Genomic DNA, 23,878 nt, shown 5'->3' on the forward strand with positions numbered 1-23,878 from the left:
GGGGGACTGCGGTCACCAGCTGATTTGTCCAACAACGCCCGTTGCAAGAGTAGAAAATTTCCAGAGTTCAGTCGTCCGGCGTCGGGAAGCCGCGGGCGGCGTCGACACCTCAATCTATGCGCATGGTCTCCACAGGGAGCGCCTCGTTTGACTGGGCGGACCCGGCGCGTTGCGAAAGACTTGGCTACTGGGCCAGCTCGCGCAGGTACGCGACGATGCCCTCGACCGAGCCCGCCACGTCGCGCTTCATGACGCGCGCCGCCGCGTCGGCATCACCGGCCTTGATGGCCGCAACGATCGCATATTGCTCGTCCACCATCGACCGCCCGCCGCGCTGGTAGAAGCTCGAGACCACTGGGCCGGTCTGAAGCCAGAGCGCGCTCAACATCCCGCCGAGGATCTCCATCCGGGCAATGTTCACGATCTTGAAGTGGAATTCCTGATTGCACCCCGAGGCCGCATCCCAGTCTTCCTCGCGGAAGGCCGCCTCGTTCCGGTCGATGATCTCCTCCAGCGCGGCAATGTCGTCCGCGTTCGCATTCTCGGACGCGGGCCGGGCTTCCCTCATGTGGGTCACAATGCGCGCGTGGCGTGGTGTGTGACCCACGCCATGGCCAATATCCAAGATCTCTTCATCGAACGCTTCGAGGAGGCGGGCCCCCGCTACCTGCACGAGGGCACCTTGCACGACACCGAGATCCAGGGAGACACCATCCATGTGCGCGGGCAGAATGCGACTGAGCAGGTCACGATCCATCGCGCCAAGCGGATCGCCGCCCGGCTCGACGCGCTCGAGTCGCTGTCGATCGAGACCATGAGCCCGATCATGATGGACCAGAGCAGCGCCGCCGCGCATCTCTTCCGCGATCATCTCTCCCGCCACCAGCCACAGTCCGGCGAGACGGCGGCGCTCTGCCAGCAGTTGCTCGACTGGGACGGCGTGATGGAGAAGGCCGCGATCACGCCAACGCTATACGCGCGCTTGCGGCTTGCGATGTCGAAGCGCCTCGCGGCGGTGGCCGGTCTTGCCCGCCCCGAAGGCCCCGCCGCCGACATGATTGGCCCCGGCGACATGCTCACGCAGACCTGGTGGGTGCTGCCCGGTCTGCTGCGCTCGGGAGACACCACGCTGCTACGTGGCACCGACTGGGCAGGCCTCACCGAAGCGGCGCTGCAGGATATTCTGACCGAGGGCGAGGCCCCGCCATGGGGCGAGGTGCACCGGCCGGTGATCGCGCATCCCTTGGCACGGGTCTTTCCCGGGTCGGCCGGGACGTTTGACTTGGCGACGGCCGCGATCGGGGGCGACAACGACACCGTCTGCGCGACCGGCATCGTCCCGGCGCAGGGTCTGGCGGCGCGCTATGCCGCCATCGCACGCTATGCCTTCGACCTCTCCGACTGGTCCGCCTGCCGTTGGATTGCCTGCCACGGCACCGCTGCGGATACGACGCACCCCCACGGGCAGGATCAGCATGGCATCTGGGCCGAGGGACAGATGATCCCGATGCTCTATGACTGGCCCCTGATCGAGCAGCAGGCATCGCTCGAGCGCCAGCCGGAGGGGAGCGGGAAACTGGCGTCCTGAGGCAGAAGCGACGGTGACGGTGGCGAGCTGGCTGCCGCCACCCAAACCTTCGCCGAAGAGCGATGGCAACCGCCCGCATCCTCCACGAGCGCCCGGAAACACCCCATACCTCACCCTTCGTCACTTAGACCCAGTGATGCACGAGCTCGACTTTGAGTGCGTGAAAGACGCTCTCCATTGGCGTGTTCGGCGTTTCGAACGGAACCCGTGCGGCTCTTCAACGGCGCCATCTTCGCTGCGGCATCGGCCTGGCGCGGTCTTCGGCAGCTCATTGGTGGATGACGCGATCAAATCGATGGAGCAGCTCACTCGTCTCGGCGCGACGGATTTGTGCCAGTTCCTCGGTCTCTGGCCCTCTGACTTGCCGGGCAAGTGACACTTTCGCTAGGTTGCAACACGAGCGCCCGCCGAAGCGGTTGACCGCCGACGGTGGTCGCCGGGGGCAGCCATCCGCCGCGTGTCAGGCGCTCACGCGCCGCGCCGCAGGAAGGCCGGGACCAGCGCCAGCAGGATCAGGATCCGCGCGAAATGATGCGCCGCCACGAAGGCCGGATCGTAGCCAAGGGCCAAACCGATCGCGGCCATGGCCTCGACCCCGCCGGGCGCATAGGCGATGAGGATCTGGCCCAGCGGGAACCCGGTCAGCGCCTGCGTGATCAGCGCGAACACCAGCGCCATGCCAAGCGCCATACCGACCACCACCGTGCCTGCCCCGGCAAGCTTCAACGCCGAGCGCAGATCGACCTTGCTGATCCGCGTCCCAAGCACCGCACCGGTCATGGTGAAGCCGAGAAAGACCATCCACGACGGCGCCGCCCCGTGGATCAGCCCGGCGCCATGCCCGACGCCGCTCAGCAGGATCCCGGTCAGCAGGCAGGCGGCCGAGATGCCGCGCCGGCCCACGAAGCGACCCAGCGGCAGCCCCACCACAAGCAGTCCAGCAAGCGCCAGCAACGGCATCACCGGGCGCTCGCCCCCCGCCGCCGCATCCGGCGCGCCCAGCACCGCCGCAAGGGGCGGCACCAGCGTGACGAGGATCACCAGCCGCATCAGCTGCAGGATCATCACCCCCGACGCATCTCCCTTGCCCTCGACCGCGATCGCCACCGCGTTCGACATGGTGCCGGGCGCGCTCGCAAGAACCGCGGTCTGCCAGTCGACGGCGAACACCCTCTGCAGCAGGAAGGTGCTGGCCGCCATGGTGGCCACCAGCGCCACCGCGAGCCCGAGCAGGCTGATCGACCAGCCCGGCAGGTGCGGCAGCACCGAGGCATCGATGCCCGCGCCGAGCGAGATGCCGATCACGAGGAAAGCGAGGTCTCGCGCGATGACCGGCACGGTGACCGCGTGGCCGAGCCCGGCCATCAGCGCCACCGCGAGCATCGCCCCGATAAGTGCCCCTGCCGGAACGCCGAGAAGGGCGGCGATCGCCGCCCCTCCGAGGGCCGCGAGGCCCGTGAGCCCCGCTGTCTTCATGTTGTCTGGCACCTGCATGGCGGGTCCTAGTGCGATTCCGCGTCCTGCATTGCGTTACCGCGTGCGCGCCGCGCGAGCCAGATCGGAAGCACCACAACGAAGAGCGCCAGCACGTAGAGGAGGATACTCTTCCAGTTCGACACGAGGATGCTCCAGTCGCCGCCCGAGATCGACAGGGCCCGGCGCAGGTTGTCCTCGAACAGGCCGCCCAGCACGAAGCCGAGGATGATCGGCGCGAGCGAGAAGTCGAGCTTGCGCAGGAACCAGCCGAACACGCCGAGCATGGTGATCATGAACAGGTCGTGCGGGTTGCCGACGATGGTATAGATGCCGATGAAGGCCAGCACCGCGATCAGCGGCGTGAGGTAGTGCTGCGGGATCGTCAACATGCGGGCGAAGAGTCCCACCAGCGGCAGGTTGATGACCAGCAGCGCGACGTTGCCGATATACATCGACGCCACGAGGCCCCAGGCCACTTCCGGGCGCTGCGTGAACATGGTCGGGCCGGGCTGGATGTTGAACATCAGCAGCGCGCCGAGCAGGATCGCAGTGGTGCCCGAGCCCGGGATGCCAAGCGTCAGCATCGGCACCATCGAGCCGCCTGCGGCCGCGTTGTTGGCCGCTTCCGGCGCCGCGAGGCCGCGCACGTCGCCCTTGCCGAAGGTCCCTTCGGTGTCCGAGATTCGCTTTTCAGTGCCATAGGCAACCGCCGAGGCCACCGAGGCGCCGGTGCCGGGCAGGATGCCGATGAAGAAGCCGATCACCGAGCTGCGGGCGATGGTCCACTTGCTCTTGGCGAGGTCCGCCATGGTGACGAAGCTGCGGTCCACGGGCAGCGACTTGAGCGTGCCGCGGGCCTGCTGCTCGACGAGGGTCAGCAGCTCGGCCATGCCGAACAGGCCGACCACGACGATCAGGAAGTCGATCCCGGCGAGAATGTCGGGAATGCCGAAGGTGTAGCGCGGCACGCCGGTGTTGGCGTCGATTCCGATGGTAGCGAGCATCAGGCCGATGGTGGCACCGAGCAGGGTCTTGACGGTGCTCTTGCCGACAAGCGAGGCCAGCGAAGCGAAGGCGAAGACCATCAGCGCCACGTAATCGGCGGGGCCGAAGGTGACGGCGAAGCCGGCCAGCGCGGGCGCGAAGAGCGACATCAGGATCACCGCGAAGGTGCCGCCGACGAAGGAGGCCACCGCCGAGAGCGACAGCGCCCGGCCGGCCTGGCCCGCGCGGGCCAGCGGGTTGCCGTCGAGCGTGGTCATCACCGCGCCGGCATCGCCGGGCACGTTGAGCAGGATCGACGAGATCCGGCCGCCATACTCGGCACCGTAGTAGATGCCGGCGAGCAGGATCAGGGCCGCCTCGGGCTGGAAGCCGAGCCCGTAGGCGATGGGCAGCAGGATCGCCACACCGTTGATCGGGCCAAGGCCCGGCAGGGCGCCGATCAGGGTGCCGACGAAGCAGCCCACCAGCACCAGCATGAGGTTGAACGGGTCGAGCGCGACGGAGAAGCCCGTCGCCAGACCGGAGAGAACCGCGTCCATCAGCTGGCCCCTTCTTCTTCGGTTTGCTGGAAGCTGTCGACGACCGCTTCGTAAAGCGCGCCTTCCGGCAGGTTGAGGTCCATCAGGGTGACGCAGAGCAGCCAGCCGAACACCCCGGCGGCAATGCCGAAGCCCACCGCGCGCAGGCGCGGCGCCCCCAGCATCAGCGCCATGATGGTGCCGAAGAGGATGGTCGACAGGATGAAGCCAAGCGGCTCGTAGAGATCCGAATAGGCCAGCAGAAGCACCACGGCGGCGCCGAGCCGGAACCAGACCTGCCTGGTCATGTCGAAGCCGATCGCGTCGGGTTTCCACAGGATGTAGAGCAGGCACAGAATGGCGACGATGGAGAGGATGCGCGGCCAGCTTTCGGGGCCGAGCGGGTCGTACTGGAACGGAGCCCGGATGACGGTGAAGGCGATCACCGCATAACCGATGGTCACCGCCAGAAGCACCGCCGCGAAGATGCGGTCAGCCATGGAGAGCCTCCTTGGTTCGGGATTTCGGGGGGTCGGAATGTCGGGGAATTCGGAGATAGGCCGGGCATCACGGCCCGGAGCGCCGCGAAGGCCGCCTCCCGGAGTGGGAGGAGGCGGCCTTGCGGGGAGAAAGCGGGCGTTACTGGATGAGGCCCGCTTCGGTCGCGATGGTACGAAGCTCGTCCATCGTCGTATTGATCGAGCTGGTCAGCTCGTCGCCGGACATGTTGAGCGGCAGCAGGCCGCGCTCGGCCTGAACCGTGGCGAAGGCGTCGGTGGCGTAGGCCGCGTCGAACGCATCGACCCATTTCTGGTAGTCCGCGTCGGACACGTCCTTGCCCGTGTAGAAGCCGCGCATGATCGTCCATTCGACATCGTAGCCCAGCTCCTTGGCGGTCGGGATCTCGTCGAACGGCGCGTCGAGGCGCTCGGGCGACAGCGTCGCGAGGATGCGCATGTCGCCGCTGTCGAGATAGGGGACCATCTCGCCCACGTCGCCGGTATAGACCTCGATCGAGCCACCGAGCAGCGAGGCGATGGCATCGCCGCCACCGTCGAACGCCACGTAGCGCATCTGCATCGGCGTGCCGCCGGCCTCGCGCATCAGTAGCGCGCCCTTCATCCAGTCCTGCGAACCGACCGAGCCACCGGCGCCGACGACCACGTCGCCCGGGTTGGTGCTGAGCGCGTCCATGACGTCGGAGAGGGTCTCGAACTCGCTGTCGGCGCGCACCACGACGGCACCGAAATCGGCGCCCGCGGTGGCCAGCCAGCGCACGTCGGTCTCGTCGAACGCGCCGTACTTGCCGAGGATGATGTTCAGCAGCGAGCCGGTCGAGAACGCAACGATGGCCGAGCCGTCATCGGTGCGGTTGGTGTTGAACTGGTTGAATGCCACTGCGCCGATGCCGCCGGGCATGAAGGTGACCTGCACAGGCTCGGAGACGTGCGGCTGAAGGCCGGTCTGCGCCACGCGGCAGGTCAGGTCGAAGCCGCCGCCGGGGTTGGCCGGGGCGACGCATTCGGGGTTGTCGATTGCGCTCTGGGCGTAGGCCGGAGCGCCCAGCGTCAGGGCGCAGAGAAACGCGGTCGAAAGACGAGTGATGGTCATGTGATCCTCCCAAAAAATCGGTGCCCATCGGGCGACGCTCCTTATGCGTCACGATTGCTGTGGCGATGCTGACGCCAAACTGACAGGACGCTGACATGTCGCAGGGCAGCACGGTTGGCGCTTCTCCGGCTCGCGGCAACGGGATAGGAAAGCGGCCATGAGAATGCTGCTTGTGGAAGACAATGACGAACTGGCCGAGACGATCCTCGATCGCCTTCGCGGCGAGGGTCATTCCGTCGACCGCGAGTCCAACGGCGAAGAGGCCAACGACCTGCTGCGCTTCTCTTCCTTCGATCTCGTGCTCCTCGACATCAACCTGCCCGGCCGCAGCGGCTACGAGGTGCTGCGCTCGATGCGATCGCGCGGGGATGCGACGCCGGTCATCGTGCTGACCGCCCGCAGCGAGATCGACGACCGGGTCGTGGGGCTCGATGCAGGGGCAGACGACTACATGGTCAAGCCGTTCGATTTCCGCGAACTCTCGGCCCGCTGCCGGGTGTTGGCACGGCGCCGCGCCGGGGCGTCGAGCAACGTCTTCGCCGCCGGCCCGTTCCGCTTCGACCGCGCCGCCAAACAGGCCCATGTGGACGGCGTCCTGCTCGAGCTGCGTGCGCGCGAGGTGCAGCTGCTCGAGATCATGCTCGACAACCTGGGGCGCATGCTGACCAAGGAAGAGGTGGCCGACAAGCTCTACACCTTCGAGGAGACCCCCAGCCTCAACGCCGTCGAACAGCTCGTCACGCGGCTGCGCCGCAAGCTCGGCGGCACACCTCTGGTGATCAAGACCGCCCGCGGGCTGGGATACATGGCCTATGTCAGCGACGACGACTGAGCCGCGCCGCGGCCATTCGCTGAAGCGCCGCCTGCTCGCCAGCATGGCGGCGGGCTTCATGCTGCTGCTGCTGCTGATCTCGGTGCTGTTGTGGAACTACGCCCGCGCCGCCTCGAACCGCACCTATGACCTTCTGCTGGCCGGCGCCGCGCTGTCGGTGCTCGAGCGGGTCTCGTACAATTCCGACGGCCCGACCGTGGACCTGCCGCAATCGGCGATGGACATCCTCGCCCTCGCCGCCGACGACCGCATCACCTACCGCGTGTTTTCGCCCGGTTATGGCGAGATCACCGGCACGCCGGACCTTCCGGTTCCCGACGATCTGCGGCCCTCGGCCGAGCCGGTGTTCTACGATGCGAAGCTCGACGAGGGCTTCCGCTTCATCCTGCAGGGGCGGCAGCTGACCTCCGCCAGCGGCCGTGAATGGGTCTTCGTGCAGATCGGCCAGACGCTCGGCGCCCGCAAGGCGCAGCGCGATACGCTGTTTCTCTACGGGATCACCGGGCTTGGCGGCGTGTCACTGATCGGGCTGGCCTTCGTCTGGCTGGCGATCCGCACGTCGCTGGCGCCTCTCGGGGCGATCGCAGACACGCTGCTGGCACGCAGGCCCCGCGACCTGTCGCCCATCGAGGGCGACCCGCCGCAGGAGATTTCGGACCTGTTCCGGGCCATCAACAGCTTCATCGCCCAGCTTGGCCGCAGTCGGGCGCTGACCGAGAGCTTCATTGCAGACGTTGCACATCAGACCCGCACCTCGCTCTCGGCGCTACAGGGCCAACTTGCCCTCGCGGTCGATGCCGAGGACCCCGAGCGTATGCGCGGCCGCCTCGGCAAGGCCGAGCAGCAGGCCGAGCGTACCGTCCACCTGACCAACCAGCTGCTTGCCAACGCGATGGTGATCCACCGCTCCGACGATGCCCGCCTCGAGCCCGTGGACCTGCGCAAGCTGGTGCGCGACACGCTGGCCGAGCTGCTGCGCGAGCGCCGGCTGCGGGCGGCGACGATCTCGCTCGAGGAGACCGGGCTGCCCGGCGGCACCGCGCCGATCCGGGGCGATGCGATCTCGATCCGCGAGGCGCTGCGCAACCTCATCGACAACGCCGTGCGCCATGGCGGTCCGGACAACACCATCGTCATCGAGCTTGGCGGCGATGACAGCGCGATCCGTCTTACCGTCTCGGACGCGGGCCCCGGCATCGCGCCGGCGGACCGAGGGCTGGCGACCGAGCGCTTCACCTCGATCAACCGCAAGACCGCCGGCTCGGGACTGGGGCTCGCCATCGTGCGCTCGGTCGCCGAAGGCCACGGCGCGCGGCTCGAACTGGGCAGCTCGGCGCTTGGCGGGCTACGGGCAACGATCGCCTTCCCGCGCCTTCTCGCGCTGCTTCTGACCTGCCTGACGGTCGTGGCTGGCCCGCGGGGCGCCGCGGCCGAGGAGCTGACGATCTGGGCGTCCACCGACCGGGTCGCCATGGCGCCGCTGATTTCGGCCTTCGAGGCGCGCACCCCCGGCTTGACCGTCGCCTACCGCGAGTTCCAGACCGTCGACCTGCACCGCGCCCTGCTCGACGTCGCTCCGGGCGAGGCGCCGGATCTGGCGATTTCCTCCGCCATGGACCTGCAGGTCGATCTGGTGAACCGCGGCCTCGCCCGCCGATTGCGCATCCCCGAGCCGCTGCAGCCGCCCGGCTGGGCGCAATGGCGCTCGGAGCTCTTCGGCTTCACCTTCGAGCCCGCCGCCATCCTCTTCAACCGCGACCTGCTTTCGCGGGACGAGCTGCCGACCAGCCATCGCGACCTGTCGAGCTTCATCCGCGATCGCGAGAACGAGCTGCGCGGCAAGATCGGCGGCTACGATCTGCGACGCTCGGGCATCGGCTATCTCTTCGCCACGCAGGACACCATCCAGAGCGTGCAGGCGCAGCGCCTGACCGAGGTTCTGGGCCGCGCCAACATGCGCAGCTATTGCTGCACCGCCGACATGGTCGAGGCCACCGGGCGCGGAGAGTTGGCCATGGCGCTGAACGTCATCGGCTCCTACGCGCTGAACCTGTCAGTGGCGCATGACAATATCGGCGTTCATTTCCTTGACGACTACAACCTCGTCATGTCGCGCAGCGCCTTCGTCCCCAAGACCGCCGGGAACCCCGAGGTGGCCGAGGCCTTCGTGACCTTCCTCCTGTCCCCCCAAGGACAGCAGCTGATCGACCGCGACACCGTGCTGATCCCCCTCGCCCCGCCGATGGAGGATCTCTCGCCGGCGGCGCAGTTGCTCGCCAGAACAACGGGGAGCTTCCTGCCGATCCGGCTGGGACCGGGCCTGCTCACGTTCCTCGACGAGATCAAGCGCGCCGAGTTCCTGCGCAGCTGGGATGCGACGCGGGAGCAACAATACGGCCCGTGACACGAAGCCCGGCACAGCTCGACGGTTGCCGGAACAAGCGCGGTCGCGACGCCTGCAACGGGTCGGCGTGTCAGTGTCGGACGGGATCGGGGCTCCGAGCGGAGGGCGTCACGCCCCCTGCAGCGGCGCGGTGCTCTGTCGGATCACCAGCTCGACCGGAAGGATGAGCTCCTCGTCGAGCTTCGGCGCCGCGCGATGTGCAAGCAGCATTTCGGCGGCGCGGCGCCCCAGATGCGCCCGCTTCTGCCGGACCGTGGTGAGCGGTACATTCGCGTAGGCCGCCATCTCGATATTGTCGAAGCCCACAATGGAGACATCGTCGGGCACCCGCAGCCCGCGCGCCTGCAGACCCGCCATCAGCCCGATCGCCATCTCGTCGTTGTCGCAGAACACCGCCGTCGGACGCTCGGGCTCGGCCATCAGCGCCGCCGCCGCCGCGTGGCCCGAGGCCAGCGTGAAGGCGCCCTCCATGCGTGCCACGGGCGCCAGCCCCAGTGCCGCCAGCGCCTGCGCCACGCCCGCGGCACGGGATTGCGACAGCGTGTTCTCGGACGGGCCGGTCACGTGCATGATCCGCCGGTGACCGAGCCCCAGAAGATGCTCGACCGCGAACCGGGCGCCTGCCGCGTTGTCGGCCAGCACGCGCGGCCCCGCCAGTCCGTCGATCCACTCGCAGGCCTGCACCACCGGCGGGCAGGATGGCTGGCTGAACAGCGCCGGATCGAGACTCCCGTCGAGCACGATCAGCCCGTCGGCCCGCGACCGCGTCAGGTAAGAGCGGATTCCCCCCGTCGGAGATCCGGTGTCGGCGCGCCTCGTGTCGAGAACAAGCAGGCTCAGTCCCTCCTCGCGCAGCGCGTCGGCAATCCCCGCGAGGATCGAGGAAAAGAACGGATTGGCGAGGTTCGGGACCAGAGCCAGCACGCCGCCCACCTGCTGCTGGCGCAGGTTCCGCGCCATGACGTTGACGGTGTAACCAGTTTCGGCCACGGCCTTTTCGACCGCAAGGCGCGTACGCTCGGCAACGATGGACGGGTTCGACAAGACGCGGCTCACGGTCGCCACCGACACCCCGGCAAGCTTGGCAACGTCGTGGATGCGCGGGGCCTGTTCGGGATCTCTCAACGGCTGTCTCCTCTCATTCAAATGCGACAATACGACTTTCAAACGGTATTGAAAACCTTTTCAGAGTGTGTCAGCACTATATGTAACCGATTACATCTACTATCGGCGACCTGGGAGGGCACATGCGAACACTGAAAGGCCCCGGCCTGTTTCTTGCGCAATTCGTTGGCAGCGATGCGCCGTTCGACAGCTTCGACAACATCACCAAATGGGCCGCGGGCTGCGGCTATCTCGGCGTTCAGGTCCCGACCGGCGAGGCCGGCCTGATGGATCTCGACCTGGCGGCCACGTCGCGCGACTACTGCCAGGAGCTCGCCGGCACCGCGACCGCAAACGGCGTCGCGATCAGCGAGCTCTCGGCCCATATCCAGGGCCAGCTCGTGGCGGTCCACCCCGCCTATGACGAGGCCTTCGACGGCTTTGCCCCCGCCGCGCTGCACGGCAACCCGAAGGCGCGGCAGGAATGGGCCGTCGAGCAGGTGCTCAAGACCATCGACGCCTCGGCCAATCTCGGCATTGACCGGATGGCGGCGTTCTCGGGCGCGCTGGCCTGGCCCTATCTCTACCCGTGGCCGCAGCGCCCGGCGGGCCTTGTCGAAGCGGCGTTCGATGAACTGGCCAAGCGCTGGCGGCCGATCCTCGACCATGCTGCCGAGAAGGGCGTGAAGATCTGCTACGAGATCCATCCCGGCGAAGACCTGCATGACGGCGCCAGCTTCGAGATGTTCCTCGACCGGGTCGACCAGCATCCGGCGGCGATGATGCTCTACGATCCGAGCCACTACCTCCTGCAGCAGCTCGACTACATCGCCCATCTCGACATCTATGCCGAGCGCATCGGCATGTTCCACGTCAAGGACGCCGAGTTCCGCCCCACGGGGCGGCAGGGCGTCTATGGCGGCTTCCAGTCCTGGGTCGACCGAGCGGGCCGCTTCCGCAGCCCCGGCGACGGGCAGGTCGATTTCAAGGCGATCTTCGCCAAGCTCGCGGCCATGGATTTCGACGGCTGGGCGGTGGTCGAGTGGGAATGCGCCCTTAAGCACCCCGAGGACGGCGCCCGCGAAGGCGCGCAGTTCGTCAAGGATCACATCATTCGCGTCACCGAGCACGCGTTCGACGATTTCGCGGCGTCAGGCACTGACCAGGCCGCGAACCTGCGGATGCTCGGGCTGGAGGGCTGACACCATGACCCACACTCCCATCAGGCTCGGCATGGTCGGCGGCGGCAAGGGCGCGATGATCGGCAATGTGCACCGCATCGCGGCACGGCTCGACAACCGCTTTGCGCTGATCGCCGGCGCGCTCTCGACCACGCCCGAGCGCAACGCCGAGAGCGCCGCCGAGATCGGCATCGCGCCGGAGCGGACCTATGACGATTTCGCTGTCATGGCGCGCGAGGAAGCGGCCCGCCCCGACGGCATCGAGGCGGTGTCGATCTGCACGCCCAACCACGTGCACTTTCCCGCCGCCAAGGCGTTCCTCGAGGCTGGCATCCACGTCATCTGCGACAAGCCAATGACCTCGACGCTCGAGGACGCCCGCGCGCTGGCGCAGATCGCCGAAGAGGCCCGCGCGCTCTTCGTTCTGACCCACAACTACTCGGCCTATCCGCAGCTGCGGCTGGCGCGCGAGATGATCGCGCGCGGCGATCTCGGGCCGATCCGACTGGTGCAGGTGGAATACGCGCAGGACTGGCTGGCCCGGCCCAGCGACAGCAAGCAGGCGGCTTGGCGCGGCGATCCCAAGAAGGCCGGCGCGGGCGGCTCGATCGGCGATATCGGCACCCACGCCTTCCAGCTCGCCCGCTTTGTCAGCGGCATGGTGCCGGAGCGGCTGGCGGCGGACCTGACCAGCTTCGTCCCCGGCCGCGCGGTCGACGACAACGCCCAGATCATGATGCGCTATGCCTCCGGCGCCAAGGGCGCGCTCTGGTGCAGCCAGGTCGCGCCGGGCACCGAGAACGGGCTCAAGCTGCGCATCTACGGCGAGACCGCCGGGATCGAATGGGCTCACGAGACGCCCGAGACCCTGTGGTTCACCAAGCTCGGAGAGCCGGCGCGCAAGCTGCGTCGCGGCGCCGAGACCATGGCCGGCAGCCGCGTGCCGCCGGGCCATCCCGAGGGCTATCTCGAGGGCTTTGCCAACATCTACGCCGAGGCCGCCTGCGCGATCCGCGCGAGGCAGGCCGGGCAGCCGCACGAGACCCTGCTCCCGGGCATCCGCGACGGGGTCGAGGGGCTCGAGTTCATCGATGCCTGCATCCGCTCGGCCGAGGCCGACAGCGCCTGGGTGGAGGTGGGCCATGGCTGACCCGATCCTCGCCCTGCGCGGCGTCGACAAGTCCTTCGGGCCGGTTCAGGTCCTTCACGGGGTGGATTTTGAGCTTTGTCCCGGCGAGATCCATGCCCTGATCGGCGAGAACGGCGCCGGCAAGTCGACCACGATGAAGATCATCGCCGGCTACTACGACGCCACCGCCGGCGAGACGCTGTGGCAGGGCAAGCCGATCAGCTTCCAGAGCTCCGACGATGCCGAGGCGCTGGGGATCGTGATGATCCACCAGGAGTTCAACCTCGCGGAGCATCTCGGTGTCGACCAGAACGTCTTTCTCGGGCGCGAGCTGAAACGCGGCTGGCGCCTCGATCACAAGGCGATGCGCGCCCGCACCAGCGAGCTGCTCGAGCGGCTCGAATGCAATGTCGACCCATCGGCGCAGGTGTCGCAGATCTCGGTGCCCTCGAAGCAGATGGTCGAGATCGCCAAGGCGCTGTCCCGCGACCTTCGGGTCCTGATCATGGACGAGCCCACCGCCGTGCTGACCGAGCGCGACTGCGAGATCCTGTTCCGCCAGATTGAGCGCCTGCGCGATGAGGGCGTGGCGCTCCTCTACACCTCGCACAAGCTTTCGGAGGTCAAGCGCGTCTGCGACCGGGTCACGGTGCTGCGCGACGGCGCCATGGTGCGCTCTGAGATGGTCGCCGATATATCAGAAGACGAGATGGCCGCCGCCATGGTGGGCCGCGAGCTGTCGGATCTCTATCCCGCCAAGGCGGTGCCGCAGAACGAGGTCATGCTCGAGGTCGAGGGGCTCTCGGTGCCGGGCCTCATCGAGGATGCCAGCCTGACCCTGCGCCGGGGCGAGGTGCTGGGCATCGGCGGGCTGGTGGGCTCGGGCCGCACCGAGCTGGCCGAGGCCATCGCCGGGCTGCGCCCGCGCACGGGAGAGGTGCGGCTGATGGGCGAGGAACTGCCCGCGGGCGAGGTCCGCACCGCGATGGAACGCGGGCTGGTCTATCTCACCGAAGACCGCAAGAACGCCGGGCTGCTGCTCGACAAGGGCGCGCGCGAGAACCTGACGCTGGCGCTGCTCGACCGCTTCGGCAAGGTGCTGATCGACCGCAAGGCCGAGGAGGCCGCGCTCGACCGCGCCATCGAGGAGTTCGCCATCCGCATCCCCGAGCGCGGCATGCCGGTTGGCAACCTCTCGGGCGGCAACCAGCAGAAGCTGCTGCTCGCCAAGACCCTGCTCAGCGAACCGCAGGTGATCCTGATCGACGAGCCGACGCGCGGCATCGACATCGGCACCAAGCAGCAGATCTACGGCCTGATCTCGCGGCTCGCCGCCGAGGGCCACGCCATCATCGTGATCTCCTCCGAGATGCCCGAGCTGATCGGCATCGTCTCGCGGGCGCTGGTCATGCATGACGGGCGCGTGGTCGGCGCGCTCGAGGGAGACGACGTGAACGAGGGGTCCATCGTCCGTCTGGCGATGGGCCTCGGGGAGACCAGTAAAGAGGCGGTGGCATGACCATGGCGACGGCATCGAAAACCAATTCGCAAGGCGCGGGCCGCAAGATCAACCTTCAGGTGATCGGCCCCGTCGTTGCGCTCATCGCGCTGATCCTGATCGGCATGGCGCTGAACTCCAACTTCCTGAGCTACGCCAACATCACCAACGTACTGGCACGCTCGGCCTTCATCGGCATCATCGCGGTGGGCATGACATTTGTGATCACCGCCGGCGGGCTCGACCTGTCGGTTGGCTCGATGGCCGCCTTCGTGGCGGGCCTGATGATCCTGACCATGAACACGCTGACCGAAAGCATGGGCGTCACCCTGCCGGTGATCCTTCTGGGGGTCGCGCTGGCGCTGGCCGCCGGGCTGATCGCCGGGATCATCAATGGCGTGCTGATCACGCGGGTCGGCATCGAGGCCTTCATCGTGACGCTGGGCACCATGGGCATCTACCGCTCGCTGATCACGTGGCTGGCCGATGGCGGCACGCTAAGCCTCGGCTTCGAGATGCGCGAGCTCTACCGCCCGGTCTATTACGGCGGCATCGCCGGCATCAGCTGGCCGATCATCGCCTTCGCCGTGGTGGCGATCATCGGCGAGATCGTCATGCGCCACACCGCCTTCGGCCGCCACTGCGCCGCCATCGGCTCGAACGAGCGCGTCGCGCGCTACTCCTCGATCGCGGTGCTCAAGGTGCGGCTGGCCACCTATGCCCTGCTCGGCCTGCTGGTGGGCTTCGCGGTGGTGATGTACGTGCCGCGCCTCGGCTCGGCCTCAGCCTCCACCGGCCTGCTCTGGGAGCTCGAGGCGATCGCCGCGGTGATCATCGGCGGCACGCTTCTGAAGGGCGGCTTCGGCCGGGTCTGGGGCACCGTCGTGGGCGTCCTGATCCTGAGCCTGATCGGCAACATCCTCAACCTCACCGATTTCGTGAGCCCCTACCTGAACGGAGCGATCCAGGGGGCTGTCATCATCCTCGCGGTGGTCATGCAGCGCAAGAGCGCCAGCGACCGCTGAGAGACCGCCTGACTGCAACGTCGTCTTTTCCATGGGAGGTACTACCAGATGACGAAGACCTTTTTCGCAACCACCGCGCTGATCGGCGCACTGGCCTGCTCGGCGCAGGCCGAGACCATCGGGATCTCGATCCCGGCCGCGACCCACGGCTGGGCCGGGGCGCTGAACTACCATGCCGAGCGCACCGTCGAGCGCCTTCAGGAGGTCTACCCCGAGCACAGCTTCGTGCTGACCACCACGCCGGACTCGGCCACCCAGGTCTCGGATCTCGAGGACATGGTGGCGACCCGCGGCATCGACGCGCTCGTCGTGCTGCCGTTCGAATCCGAGCCGCTGACCGGTCCGATCCAGCGCATCGCCGAGAGCGGCACCTGGGTCACCGTGGTCGACCGCGGCCTCGCCGTGGAGGGCATCGAGACGCTCTACGTCGCCGGTGACAACGACAGCTTCGGCCGCACCGCGGGCGAGTATTTCGCCGGTGCGCTCGAGGATGGCGGCAAGGTCGTGGTGATGCGCGGCATCCCTTCCACCGTGGACAACGAGCGGGTCGAGGGCTTCGAGGCGGCAATCGACGGCTCCGGCCTCGAAGTGCTGGCGATGGATCACGGCAACTGGAACCGTGACACCGCGTTCACCCTGATGCAGGACTGGCTGTCGCGCTTCCCCGAGATCGACGCAGTCTGGGCCGCGGATGACGACATGGCCGTGGGCGCGCTGGCCGCCATCGAGCAGGCCGGCCGCACCGACGAGATGATCGTGGTCGGTGGCGCCGGCATGAAGGAGATGGTCGACCGCATCCGCAACGGCGACGAGACGGTGCCGGTCAACGTCACCTACCCGCCGGCAATGATCTCCACCGCCATCGAGATGACCGCCGTCGGCGTCACCGGTGCCGCCCCGATGAGCGGCGAGTTCATCATCGCCTCGGAGCTGATCACGCCCGAGAACGCCGACGACTTCTACTTCGAAGACAGCCCCTACTGAGAGGCCCGCGCCCCGGAAAGCGGGGCGCCCTTGGACATGGTCAGGCGCCCCCGCGGAATATCGCGGGGGCGCTTTCAGTCTGTTCGGTCATTGAATTGAAGAAGGCGCAGCGCGGTTTCTTGCTCCGAGGTCGAAGGGCAAGACTACCGACGGGGCTGGCAGTCGACGCTTTCGACCTCTGCCGAAAGCACCGGGTCCGGCTCCAGCGAAAAGTCGAAGCGAAGCATCACGTCGCCGCCGCTGGTGCCGTCGCGAACCGGGAGTCGCATCCCGTCCTGCTGCCAGATCGTGCGGCGCTCTTCGGCGCCGAGGCTCTCGTAGGAAATGCTCGCCTCGCAGACCAGCGCGACCTCCTCCGTCAGGAAGGGCGCATAGGCTTCGGGGATCTCCAGAGCGACGCTCAGGCGCAGCGTGCATCCCGCAAGACCCTGCCCCGCGCCATTGCCGCTCCGGCAGTCGAAGCGTGCGACATCCGTGCTCAGAGGCTCTTGCCGTCCGCTGCCCGGCACCGTGGGCCAGGGGCGCGGCAGCGTGGGCGACGGGACTGGCGACGGCCGCGTCTCCTGAGACGCCCCGAACGGCGCGTTCATGAAAGACCGTCGGCCGGTGGGCCGGCCCTCGGTGTCGGTGCCGCGGGTGAGCTTCATCCCCTCGCCCGTCCCGGCGGCCCGGGTGGCATCGACCCAACCAAGCCCCGCGAGGGTGGAGGCCTCTACCCAGCCAGACGGATAGATCCCGCCAAGATCCACGAGCTGCACCCAGCCACCGCGCACCGCGCGCACGCGGAGCATCGTGCCCGGGCCAGGCCGGCCGATCACCCGGCTGTCGAAGCCCGGCGCCCGGCGCAGGTCGAGATGCCGGTCGTCGAGCGTGGCGGCGTATCCGGGTTCGAACGCCACCGCGGGCTGCGGCATCGACACGGCAAGCAGCAGGGCGGCCATCGCCGCCCGGATCGGGAACAGGGTCATCTGAGCGCTCCTCTTTCACCGGCCAGAGCAGCACCCTGCGCAAGAAAGTGCAAGGGATCGCGGCACGCCCGGCGCACCGCGATCCCCAATGTCTTTGAAAAGCTCTGTTGCGAGACGTCCTGTCCTCAGCTGGCGGGCGTGCCCCCTGCCCCGACATCCCAGAACACCCCGGCCATGACCCGCAGCGCATCGCGCGATACCGGCTTCAGAATGTGCTCGTTCGGCGCATGCTGCGAGCAGCCGCGATAGGAATGCGGCACCCAGATCGTCGGCACCTCGAGGATATCGGTGAAGCTGTCATTGGGCAGCGAGCCGGCGAGGTTGGGCAGCACGTGCAACTCGCCCGCTGTCTTGCGGATCGAGGCGCCCACGAACTGCGCCCACGGGTGCTCGGGATCGAGCCGAGTGGCGGCGAAGAAGCCCCGGTCATGGGCGCGGATCTGCACCCGCTCGAAGCCATGCGCATCGAGATGGCGGCGCAGCGCGGGGATCACCTCTTCCGGGTCGGTGCCGACCACGTAGCGCAGCTGGCAGGTCGCCCGCGCCCAGCCCGAGATCGCGTTGACCGGCGCCTCGGGCACGCCCGAGACCATCGCCAGCACGGCAAAGCTGTTCCAGCCAAAGACCCGCTCTGCTGGCGTCAGGCTTTCTTCACCCCAGTCGGGATCCACCGCCGGCCCCTCGCCGCCCGCCACCGGCAGGTCGCGCAGGGCCGCGCGGACGCTGTCGGTGAGGCTGTCAGGGCGCCATTCCGGCACCTTGATCTGGCCGCGCGCGTCGGTGATGCAGGCCAGCGCATGGGCGAGGATCATCGCCGGATCGGCGAGCAGCCCGCCCCAGTTGCCGGAGTGATGCGCGCCCTCGTGGGTCTCGACCACGAGATCGAAGGTGGTGCCCCCGCGCGAGCCCATGAACATGGTCGGCACCTCGGGCTGCAGGCGCGGCCCGTCGGAGGCGATCAGCACATCGGCGGTGAGCCTCTCCTTGTAGGTCTCGAACACTTCGGGCAGCCCGACCGAGCCGACCTCCTCGCTCATCTCGATGACGATGCGGGTGTTGAAGCCGAGGCTTCCGCGCGTCGCCAGCACCGCCTCGAGCGCGGCGATGTTGACGAGGTGCTGGCCCTTGTTGTCGGCGGTGCCACGCCCGTAGAGCCGCTCGTCCTCCTCGACGATCTCCCACGGCTTGAGGCCCTCGCGCCACATACCCTCCTGCCCCAGCACCGCGTCGCCGTGGCCATAGGTCAGCACCATCGGCAGGCCCTCGGCCTCGACCCGCTCGCCCAGCAGCAGCGGGCCGCCGCGCGGATCGGGGTTGTCGATGATCTCGCAGGCGAAGCCGAGCGCCTCGAGCCGGGGCAGCATCGCCTCCTTGAGGTAGCGCAGCGACTCGTCGCGCGCCTCCTGCGCCGGGTTCTGGCTCTCGGTGCGGAATGCCACGAGGCTCGCAAGGTCCGACTGGAAGGTTCCCGCGTCGAAATAGTCGGTGACATGGGAGATGGCGGCGTCGCGGGTCATTGGTCGTCCTCGAGGGCTGCGTCGCCCCAGGGCGACATGATTTCGGTGCATCCGGTGTTGGTCGTGCCGTCGCGCATCACGCCTGCGGGGCAGGCAAAGGCATAGGGCAGCACGGTGCGGCGGGTGGTCTGGACCGGCATGACGGCGCCGAGTGCGCTCAGCACGTCTTGGGAAAGCATCTCGTCGGCAACGATGCCGGTGCCGCCCGAGACGTCGATGCGCGGGGAGTGGAAGGCCTCGCCGAGGCTCATGCCGCCATCGACCACGAAGGAGGCCAGCTGCGACACGGCGGAGACGATCTTGCGCCCGCCCGACGCGCCAAGCGCGACGCGGCGTTCGCCTGCGGCGCCCAGCACCGGGCAGACATTCATCAGGCAAGCCTTGTCCGGGGCCAGCGAGTTGGGTTTCCCCTGCTCAGGGTCGAACCACATGATGCCGTTGTTCATCAGCAGCCCGGTGGCGGGCGAGACCACGCGGCTGCCGAAGATCGACAGCAGGGTCTGGGTGTTGGCCACCATGTTGCCGTCGCGGTCGACGACGGAGAAATGCGTGGTGCAGCCCGGCGCCTCGGGCACCTCGCCGGTATCGCCCATCTTGCCCAGCCGTTCGGCATAGGCGGTGGCGAGCGCGCGGGCGTAGGCAGGATAGGCAGATGCCGGGCTCGACAGATCGGCGTCCGAGAGCTGCTCCATCACCCGCGCGAAGGTCGGGCCTGCGGTGAGGCCGGGCATGACGTGGAACAGCGCGTCGCGATAGGACACCGGCTGCGCCGCCCCCACCCAGGCGCGGTAGCCGGCGAGATCCTCGGCGGCGAGGCTGCCGCCCTTGGCCTGCACGTCCTGCGCCAGAGCGCGGCCCACGTCGCCCTCGTAGAAGGCGCGCGGCCCGCCGGCGGCCAGCGCCTCCAACGTGGCAGCCATGGCGCTCTGGTCGAGCCGGTTGTCGGGGATCGCGGTCCAGCCGCTGCCCTTGGGCCAGACCCCGTCATCGAGAAACAGCGCCGCGGCGTCGGGATCCTTGGCGAGGTTGCGCGCGGTCGAAGCGATCAGCAGCGCCGCGTACCAGTCGACCAGCATCCCCTCGCGGGCGAAGGCGATGGCCGGTGAGAGCAGCTCGGCCCAGGGCATCCGGCCCCAGCGGGCATGGGCCTGCCCGAGGCCGTCGACGGTGCCGGGCACCGCGATGGCCTTGGCGCCCTCGACATTGCGGTCCTCGACCACCCGCTCCCACGGGAACAGGTCGCCGGCCTTGCCCTCGCCGCTCAGCGGGTAATCGGCGACCTTCAGCCCGCGCGGCGAGCGCATGCCGAAATTGATCGCCACCGCCTCGCCGGTATCGGCGCGCCAGTGCACCGCTGCCCCGCCGCCGGCCGGTCCGCTCATCCACGGCTCGAGCACCCCGATGGCAAACGAGGTCGCCACAGCCGCGTCGACCGCGTCGCCACCGGCGCGCAGCACCTCGGCCCCGGCTTCGGCGGCAAGGCGATGTTGCGCCGCGACCACGCCGCCCGCGGTCTCGATGACGTGCTTTCGGGTCTCCTGCGTCTTCGACAAGGCGCTCATGCGGCGCTCCTTTCGAACATCGGGCTCTCGGGGTCGTGCAGGTGGCACTCGACCCGGCCGGCCTCGGTCTCGAGCGGGCGCGGCGCGACCGCCTTGCAGTGCTCTGTCGCGTGCGGGCAGCGCGGGTGGAAGGCGCAGCCCGAGGGCGGATCGATCGGGTTCGGGTAGTCGCTGCCGAGCGAGGTCTCGGGCACGCCCTGCGTCGGATCGGGGGTGAGCACAGAGCTCAGCAGCGCGCGGGTGTAGGGATGGCGCGGCCGCTCGAAGAGATCCGCCACCGGCGCCTCTTCGACGATGCGGCCGAGATACATCACCGCCACCCGCGTCGCGAGGTGCTCGACCACCGCGAGGTCATGCGAGATGAACAGGTAGGTCAGGCCGAACTCGCGCCGCAGGTCGCCCAGAAGGTTGAGGATCTGGCTTTGCACCGACACGTCGAGCGCCGAGGTCGGCTCGTCGCAGATCACGATCTCGGGGCGCATGACCAGCGCGCGGGCGATGGCCACGCGCTGCCGCTGCCCGCCCGACATCTGGCTGGGATAGGTGTTGATCACCCGCTGCGGCAAGCCCACCACGTCGAGGATCTCGCGCACCGCCTTCTGCTGGCTGGCGGCATCGCCGATCTTGTGCACCCGAAGCGGAAGCGAGATCAGGTCGTAGATCGACTTGCGCGGGTTGAGCGAGGAATAGGGATCCTGGAAGATCGGCTGCAACCGCCCGGCCAGCGCGCGGCGGTCGAGGCCAGCCATGTCGTCGCCCTCGACCAGCACCTTGCCGGCGGTGGGCTGTTCGAGCCCCAGCAGCAACTTGGCCAGCGTGGACTTGCCGCAGCCCGACTCGCCCACGAGCCCCAGCACCTCGCCCTTGCGCATCGACAGGGTCACGTCGTTGACCGCGGTCAGCGGCTTGCGGGTGCCGAACAGGCCCTGCTTGACGCTGTAGGTCTTTTTCACCCCTTCGAGGGTCAGGATATCGCTCATGCGACCTCTCCTTCTTGCGACAGAGCCCCATCGGAATGGATGCAGCGGAACGCGTGGGTGGCGTCGCCGCGCTGCGGGATCGGCGCGCGGCACTCGGGCCGGGCGTGCGGGCAGCGGGTGCGGAAGGCGCAGCCCGTGACCTCGCCGATCAGCGAGGGCACGATGCCCGGAATGGTGCCGAGCGGCGCGCCGCGCTCGGTCTTGCCGGGCTGCGGGATGCAGCGCAGCAGGCCGCGGGTGTAGGGATGGCTGGGCCTGGCAAAGACCTCGGTCGAGGGGCCGGTCTCGACCAGCTCGCCGGCATACATCACCGCCACCTTGTCGGCGACGCGCGCCACCACGCCAAGATCGTGGGTGATGAGGATCATCGCCATGTTCATCTCGCGGGTGAGATCGACCAGCAGGCGCAGGATCTGCGCCTGAATGGTCACGTCGAGCGCCGTCGTCGGCTCGTCCGCGATCAGTAGGTCGGGCTCGCACATCAGCGCGAGCGCGATCATCACGCGCTGCCGCAACCCGCCCGAAAGCTGGTGCGGATACTGGCTCAGCCGGCTCTCTGCGGCGGTGATGCCGACCTTCTCGAGCAGCTCGATGGCGCGGGCGCGGGCCTGCGCGTTGCTCACCTTGCGGTGCAGCCTGAGCGTTTCGGCCAGCTGGTCCCCGATGGTGTAGGCCGGGTTGAGCGAGGTCATCGGCTCCTGAAAGATCATCGCCATCCGGTTGCCGCGCAGCGTGCGCATCACCCGGCGGTTGGCTTTCAGCAGATCGACATCCTCGAAGCGCATCTCGTCGGCCTGCCGCTTGATGGACTTGCCGAGCAGCCCCATCACCGCCAGCGAGGTCAGCGACTTGCCCGAGCCACTCTCGCCGACGATCGACAGCGTCTCGCCGCGCTTGAGGTCGAAGTCGATGCCGCGCACCGCGTGCAGCGTGCCGCTGCCCATGGGAATGTCGAGGGTCAGGTTCTTCACGGAAAGGATCGTGTCACTCATGGCTCAGCTCCTGCCTTCGGGGGCGGTGACGTCGCGCAGACCGTCGCCCATCAGGTTGATCGCCAGCACCAGCACGAAGAGCACCGCGCCGGGGATCAGCACCAGCCACGGCTCGAACAGCATCATGTTCTTGCCCTCCGACACCATCAGGCCCCAGGACGGGGTCGGCGGCTGCACGCCCAGGCCGAGGAAGCTCAGCGCCGCCTCGAGCAGGATGGCGTGCGCCATCTCGAGCGTGACCACGACGATCAGGTTGTTGAAGATGTTGGGCATGATCTCGGTCAGCACGATGCGCGGGGTCGAGGCGCCGATGACCTGCGCGGCGGCAACGTAGTCGCGCCGGCGCACCTGCAGGGTCGAGGCCCGCATGACCACGGCGAAGCGGTCCCAGAGCAGCAGACCCAGCACGCAGATCACCACCGTCAGCGAGCCACCGAGGATGGCGACCACCGCCAGCGCCACCAGCACAACCGGCATGGCGAGGCGGACATTGATCAGAAAGGTCACCACGGCATCGACCTTGCCGCCGAAATAGCCGGCGGCGACGCCCATGGCGGTGCCGATGACGCCCGAGATCAGCGCCGCAACGGCGCCGATCAGCAGCGACACGCGGGCACCGTAGATCAGCCGCGACAGGTAGTCCCGGCCAAGGTGGTCGGTGCCCAGCGGGTGTTCCCACGTGCCGCCCATGAAGACCGGCTTGACCATGCGGTTCATCAGGCTCTGCTCGTAGGGGTCGTGCGGCGCCAGCACCGGCGCCAGCAGCGCAACCAGCACCAGCAGCAGGACCACGGTCATGCCGAAGATCAGCGCCTTGTGTTTCAGGGCGCGCGCCTTGAGCATCTGCCGCGGCGACGGGCCTTCGATTTCACGAAAGAGGGGATCGGTGGCGTCGGTCACGTCAGGCGCTCCGCATTCTGGGGTCCAGCCACGCGTTGAGCACGTCGGCAAGGAAGGTGAAGACGATGTAGAACATCGAGAAGACGAGGATCAGCGCCTGCACCGTGGGCAGGTCGTTGCGCGCGATGCTCTCCCACGCGAGGTAGCCCGCGCCGTGCAGCGCAAAGACCGACTCGACCACGATCGAGCCGCCGAGCATGAAGCCCATCTGCACCGCCGCGAGGCTGACCACCGGGATGATGGCGTTGCGCAGCGCGTGCTTGAAAAGCACCCGCGTCTCGCCGGCGCCCTTGGCGCGCGCGGTGCGGATGTAGTCCGAGCCCAGCACGTCGAGCATGCCGGCGCGGGTCAGGCGCATGATGGCTGGCATGGCGTAGTAGCCCAGCACGATGGTGGGCATGATGAAATGCCGCCATGTCGCGGCGCCCGAGGGCGGCAGCAGGCCGAGCTGGATGGCAAAGACCACGATCAGTATCAGGCCGAACCAGAACGACGGCATCGCCTGCCCGGCGACCGACAGGAACAGCGCCACGCGGTCGATCAGCGAGTTGGGACGGATCGCCGCCACCACGCCGAGCGGCACCGCGGTCAGAAGCGCGAAGAG

At 68.2% G+C, this 23,878-nt stretch carries 21 protein-coding genes; 8 read left to right on the forward strand and 13 right to left on the reverse strand.

From position 1 onward, the window contains the following. Positions 1-184: 184 nt before the first annotated feature. A complete protein-coding gene (locus tag R2601_RS27130; RefSeq protein ID WP_007804077.1) occupies positions 185-568 on the reverse strand; it encodes a GntR family transcriptional regulator in 384 nt (127 codons plus the stop codon). A gap of 42 nt (positions 569-610) precedes the next feature. Between R2601_RS27130 and R2601_RS24955 the strand changes: the two genes are divergently transcribed. Next, positions 611-1,588: a penicillin acylase family protein gene (locus tag R2601_RS24955; protein WP_007804079.1), complete on the forward strand. Its 978-nt coding sequence runs from the start codon at positions 611-613 to the stop codon at positions 1,586-1,588. 468 nt (positions 1,589-2,056) lie between these two features. Here R2601_RS24955 and R2601_RS24960 read toward each other — a convergent pair whose 3' ends face one another. The 4 genes from R2601_RS24960 to R2601_RS24975 form a co-directional block, all read right to left on the reverse strand. Next, on the reverse strand, positions 2,057-3,082 hold the full coding sequence (locus R2601_RS24960; RefSeq protein WP_007804081.1) for an AbrB family protein: 1,026 nt from the start codon (positions 3,080-3,082) through the stop codon (positions 2,057-2,059). Positions 3,083-3,090: 8 nt separating this feature from the next. Beyond that, positions 3,091-4,608, reverse strand: coding sequence for a tripartite tricarboxylate transporter permease (locus tag R2601_RS24965; RefSeq protein ID WP_007804083.1), 1,518 nt, complete (start codon positions 4,606-4,608; stop codon positions 3,091-3,093). Then, complete coding sequence (locus tag R2601_RS24970) at positions 4,608-5,087, reverse strand: tripartite tricarboxylate transporter TctB family protein (protein WP_007804085.1); 480 nt, start codon at positions 5,085-5,087, stop codon at positions 4,608-4,610. Before R2601_RS24970 ends, R2601_RS24965 begins: the two co-directional genes overlap by 1 nt. A 139-nt stretch (positions 5,088-5,226) precedes the next feature. After that, complete coding sequence (locus tag R2601_RS24975; RefSeq protein WP_007804087.1) at positions 5,227-6,198, reverse strand: Bug family tripartite tricarboxylate transporter substrate binding protein; 972 nt, start codon at positions 6,196-6,198, stop codon at positions 5,227-5,229. Positions 6,199-6,355: 157 nt separating this feature from the next. Here R2601_RS24975 and R2601_RS24980 point away from each other — a divergent pair, with 157 nt between their 5' ends. Then, positions 6,356-7,030, forward strand: coding sequence for a response regulator transcription factor (locus R2601_RS24980; protein ID WP_040546119.1), 675 nt, complete (start codon positions 6,356-6,358; stop codon positions 7,028-7,030). Beyond that, the gene (locus tag R2601_RS24985; protein ID WP_007804092.1) at positions 7,011-9,434 is read left to right on the forward strand and encodes a sensor histidine kinase; all 2,424 of its coding nucleotides are present in this window, start codon (positions 7,011-7,013) and stop codon (positions 9,432-9,434) included. Before R2601_RS24980 ends, R2601_RS24985 begins: the two co-directional genes overlap by 20 nt. 108 nt (positions 9,435-9,542) lie before the next feature. Here R2601_RS24985 and R2601_RS24990 read toward each other — a convergent pair whose 3' ends face one another. Then, positions 9,543-10,559 carry a LacI family DNA-binding transcriptional regulator gene (locus tag R2601_RS24990; RefSeq protein ID WP_007804093.1) on the reverse strand — a complete coding sequence of 339 codons (1,017 nt, stop codon included), beginning with the start codon at positions 10,557-10,559 and terminating at the stop codon, positions 9,543-9,545. Positions 10,560-10,681: 122 nt separating this feature from the next. Between R2601_RS24990 and R2601_RS24995 the strand changes: the two genes are divergently transcribed. The 5 genes from R2601_RS24995 to R2601_RS25015 are packed head-to-tail and all read left to right on the forward strand — an operon-like array spanning position 10,682 to position 16,355. Then, positions 10,682-11,740: a sugar phosphate isomerase/epimerase family protein gene (locus tag R2601_RS24995; protein ID WP_007804095.1), complete on the forward strand. Its 1,059-nt coding sequence runs from the start codon at positions 10,682-10,684 to the stop codon at positions 11,738-11,740. Between the two features lie 4 nt (positions 11,741-11,744). Then, positions 11,745-12,869 carry a Gfo/Idh/MocA family protein gene (locus R2601_RS25000; RefSeq protein WP_007804097.1) on the forward strand — a complete coding sequence of 375 codons (1,125 nt, stop codon included), beginning with the start codon at positions 11,745-11,747 and terminating at the stop codon, positions 12,867-12,869. Next, positions 12,862-14,367, forward strand: a complete 1,506-nt coding sequence (locus R2601_RS25005) for a sugar ABC transporter ATP-binding protein (RefSeq protein WP_007804099.1) — start codon at positions 12,862-12,864, stop codon at positions 14,365-14,367. Before R2601_RS25000 ends, R2601_RS25005 begins: the two co-directional genes overlap by 8 nt. Then, the gene (locus R2601_RS25010; protein ID WP_007804101.1) at positions 14,364-15,371 is read left to right on the forward strand and encodes an ABC transporter permease; all 1,008 of its coding nucleotides are present in this window, start codon (positions 14,364-14,366) and stop codon (positions 15,369-15,371) included. The genes R2601_RS25005 and R2601_RS25010 overlap by 4 nt, the downstream gene beginning before the upstream one ends. A 48-nt stretch (positions 15,372-15,419) precedes the next feature. Further along, the gene (locus tag R2601_RS25015) at positions 15,420-16,355 is read left to right on the forward strand and encodes an ABC transporter substrate-binding protein (RefSeq protein ID WP_007804103.1); all 936 of its coding nucleotides are present in this window, start codon (positions 15,420-15,422) and stop codon (positions 16,353-16,355) included. 143 nt (positions 16,356-16,498) lie between these two features. On the opposite strand, the gene R2601_RS25020 is transcribed toward R2601_RS25015, so the two are convergent. The 7 genes from R2601_RS25020 to R2601_RS25050 all read right to left on the reverse strand — a co-directional run. After that, positions 16,499-17,323 carry an SH3 domain-containing protein gene (locus tag R2601_RS25020; protein WP_007804105.1) on the reverse strand — a complete coding sequence of 275 codons (825 nt, stop codon included), beginning with the start codon at positions 17,321-17,323 and terminating at the stop codon, positions 16,499-16,501. A 125-nt stretch (positions 17,324-17,448) separates the two neighbouring features. After that, the gene (locus R2601_RS25025; protein ID WP_007804106.1) at positions 17,449-18,840 is read right to left on the reverse strand and encodes a M20 family metallopeptidase; all 1,392 of its coding nucleotides are present in this window, start codon (positions 18,838-18,840) and stop codon (positions 17,449-17,451) included. Further along, a complete protein-coding gene (locus tag R2601_RS25030; protein WP_007804108.1) occupies positions 18,837-20,402 on the reverse strand; it encodes a gamma-glutamyltransferase family protein in 1,566 nt (521 codons plus the stop codon). Before R2601_RS25030 ends, R2601_RS25025 begins: the two co-directional genes overlap by 4 nt. Beyond that, positions 20,399-21,382 carry an ABC transporter ATP-binding protein gene (locus R2601_RS25035; protein WP_007804110.1) on the reverse strand — a complete coding sequence of 328 codons (984 nt, stop codon included), beginning with the start codon at positions 21,380-21,382 and terminating at the stop codon, positions 20,399-20,401. Before R2601_RS25035 ends, R2601_RS25030 begins: the two co-directional genes overlap by 4 nt. Next, positions 21,379-22,374, reverse strand: coding sequence for an ABC transporter ATP-binding protein (locus tag R2601_RS25040; RefSeq protein ID WP_007804112.1), 996 nt, complete (start codon positions 22,372-22,374; stop codon positions 21,379-21,381). Before R2601_RS25040 ends, R2601_RS25035 begins: the two co-directional genes overlap by 4 nt. 3 nt (positions 22,375-22,377) lie before the next feature. Then, positions 22,378-23,274 (reverse strand): ABC transporter permease, encoded by an 897-nt coding sequence (locus tag R2601_RS25045; RefSeq protein WP_007804114.1) that lies wholly within the window; start codon positions 23,272-23,274, stop codon positions 22,378-22,380. Between the two features lies 1 nt (position 23,275). Continuing rightward, a partial coding sequence (locus R2601_RS25050; protein ID WP_007804116.1) for an ABC transporter permease occupies positions 23,276-23,878 on the reverse strand: 603 nt, incomplete at its 5' end.

This window comes from Salipiger bermudensis HTCC2601, from assembly GCF_000153725.1.
Classification (GTDB): Bacteria; Pseudomonadota; Alphaproteobacteria; order Rhodobacterales; family Rhodobacteraceae; genus Salipiger; species Salipiger bermudensis.

Excerpts from the sequence above, each read along its gene's own strand:
- R2601_RS27130 (WP_007804077.1), bottom strand. The coding sequence starts at position 568 with ATGAGGGAAGCCCGGCCCGCGTCCGAGAATGCGAACGCGGACGACATT.
- R2601_RS24955 (WP_007804079.1), top strand. The coding sequence starts at position 611 with ATGGCCAATATCCAAGATCTCTTCATCGAACGCTTCGAGGAGGCGGGC.
- R2601_RS24960 (WP_007804081.1), bottom strand. The coding sequence starts at position 3,082 with ATGCAGGTGCCAGACAACATGAAGACAGCGGGGCTCACGGGCCTCGCG.
- R2601_RS24965 (WP_007804083.1), bottom strand. The coding sequence starts at position 4,608 with ATGGACGCGGTTCTCTCCGGTCTGGCGACGGGCTTCTCCGTCGCGCTC.
- R2601_RS24970 (WP_007804085.1), bottom strand. The coding sequence starts at position 5,087 with ATGGCTGACCGCATCTTCGCGGCGGTGCTTCTGGCGGTGACCATCGGT.
- R2601_RS24975 (WP_007804087.1), bottom strand. The coding sequence starts at position 6,198 with ATGACCATCACTCGTCTTTCGACCGCGTTTCTCTGCGCCCTGACGCTG.
- R2601_RS24980 (WP_040546119.1), top strand. The coding sequence starts at position 6,356 with ATGAGAATGCTGCTTGTGGAAGACAATGACGAACTGGCCGAGACGATC.
- R2601_RS24985 (WP_007804092.1), top strand. The coding sequence starts at position 7,011 with ATGTCAGCGACGACGACTGAGCCGCGCCGCGGCCATTCGCTGAAGCGC.
- R2601_RS24995 (WP_007804095.1), top strand. The coding sequence starts at position 10,682 with ATGCGAACACTGAAAGGCCCCGGCCTGTTTCTTGCGCAATTCGTTGGC.
- R2601_RS25000 (WP_007804097.1), top strand. The coding sequence starts at position 11,745 with ATGACCCACACTCCCATCAGGCTCGGCATGGTCGGCGGCGGCAAGGGC.
- R2601_RS25005 (WP_007804099.1), top strand. The coding sequence starts at position 12,862 with ATGGCTGACCCGATCCTCGCCCTGCGCGGCGTCGACAAGTCCTTCGGG.
- R2601_RS25010 (WP_007804101.1), top strand. The coding sequence starts at position 14,364 with ATGACCATGGCGACGGCATCGAAAACCAATTCGCAAGGCGCGGGCCGC.
- R2601_RS25015 (WP_007804103.1), top strand. The coding sequence starts at position 15,420 with ATGACGAAGACCTTTTTCGCAACCACCGCGCTGATCGGCGCACTGGCC.
- R2601_RS25020 (WP_007804105.1), bottom strand. The coding sequence starts at position 17,323 with ATGACCCTGTTCCCGATCCGGGCGGCGATGGCCGCCCTGCTGCTTGCC.
- R2601_RS25025 (WP_007804106.1), bottom strand. The coding sequence starts at position 18,840 with ATGACCCGCGACGCCGCCATCTCCCATGTCACCGACTATTTCGACGCG.
- R2601_RS25030 (WP_007804108.1), bottom strand. The coding sequence starts at position 20,402 with ATGAGCGCCTTGTCGAAGACGCAGGAGACCCGAAAGCACGTCATCGAG.
- R2601_RS25035 (WP_007804110.1), bottom strand. The coding sequence starts at position 21,382 with ATGAGCGATATCCTGACCCTCGAAGGGGTGAAAAAGACCTACAGCGTC.
- R2601_RS25040 (WP_007804112.1), bottom strand. The coding sequence starts at position 22,374 with ATGAGTGACACGATCCTTTCCGTGAAGAACCTGACCCTCGACATTCCC.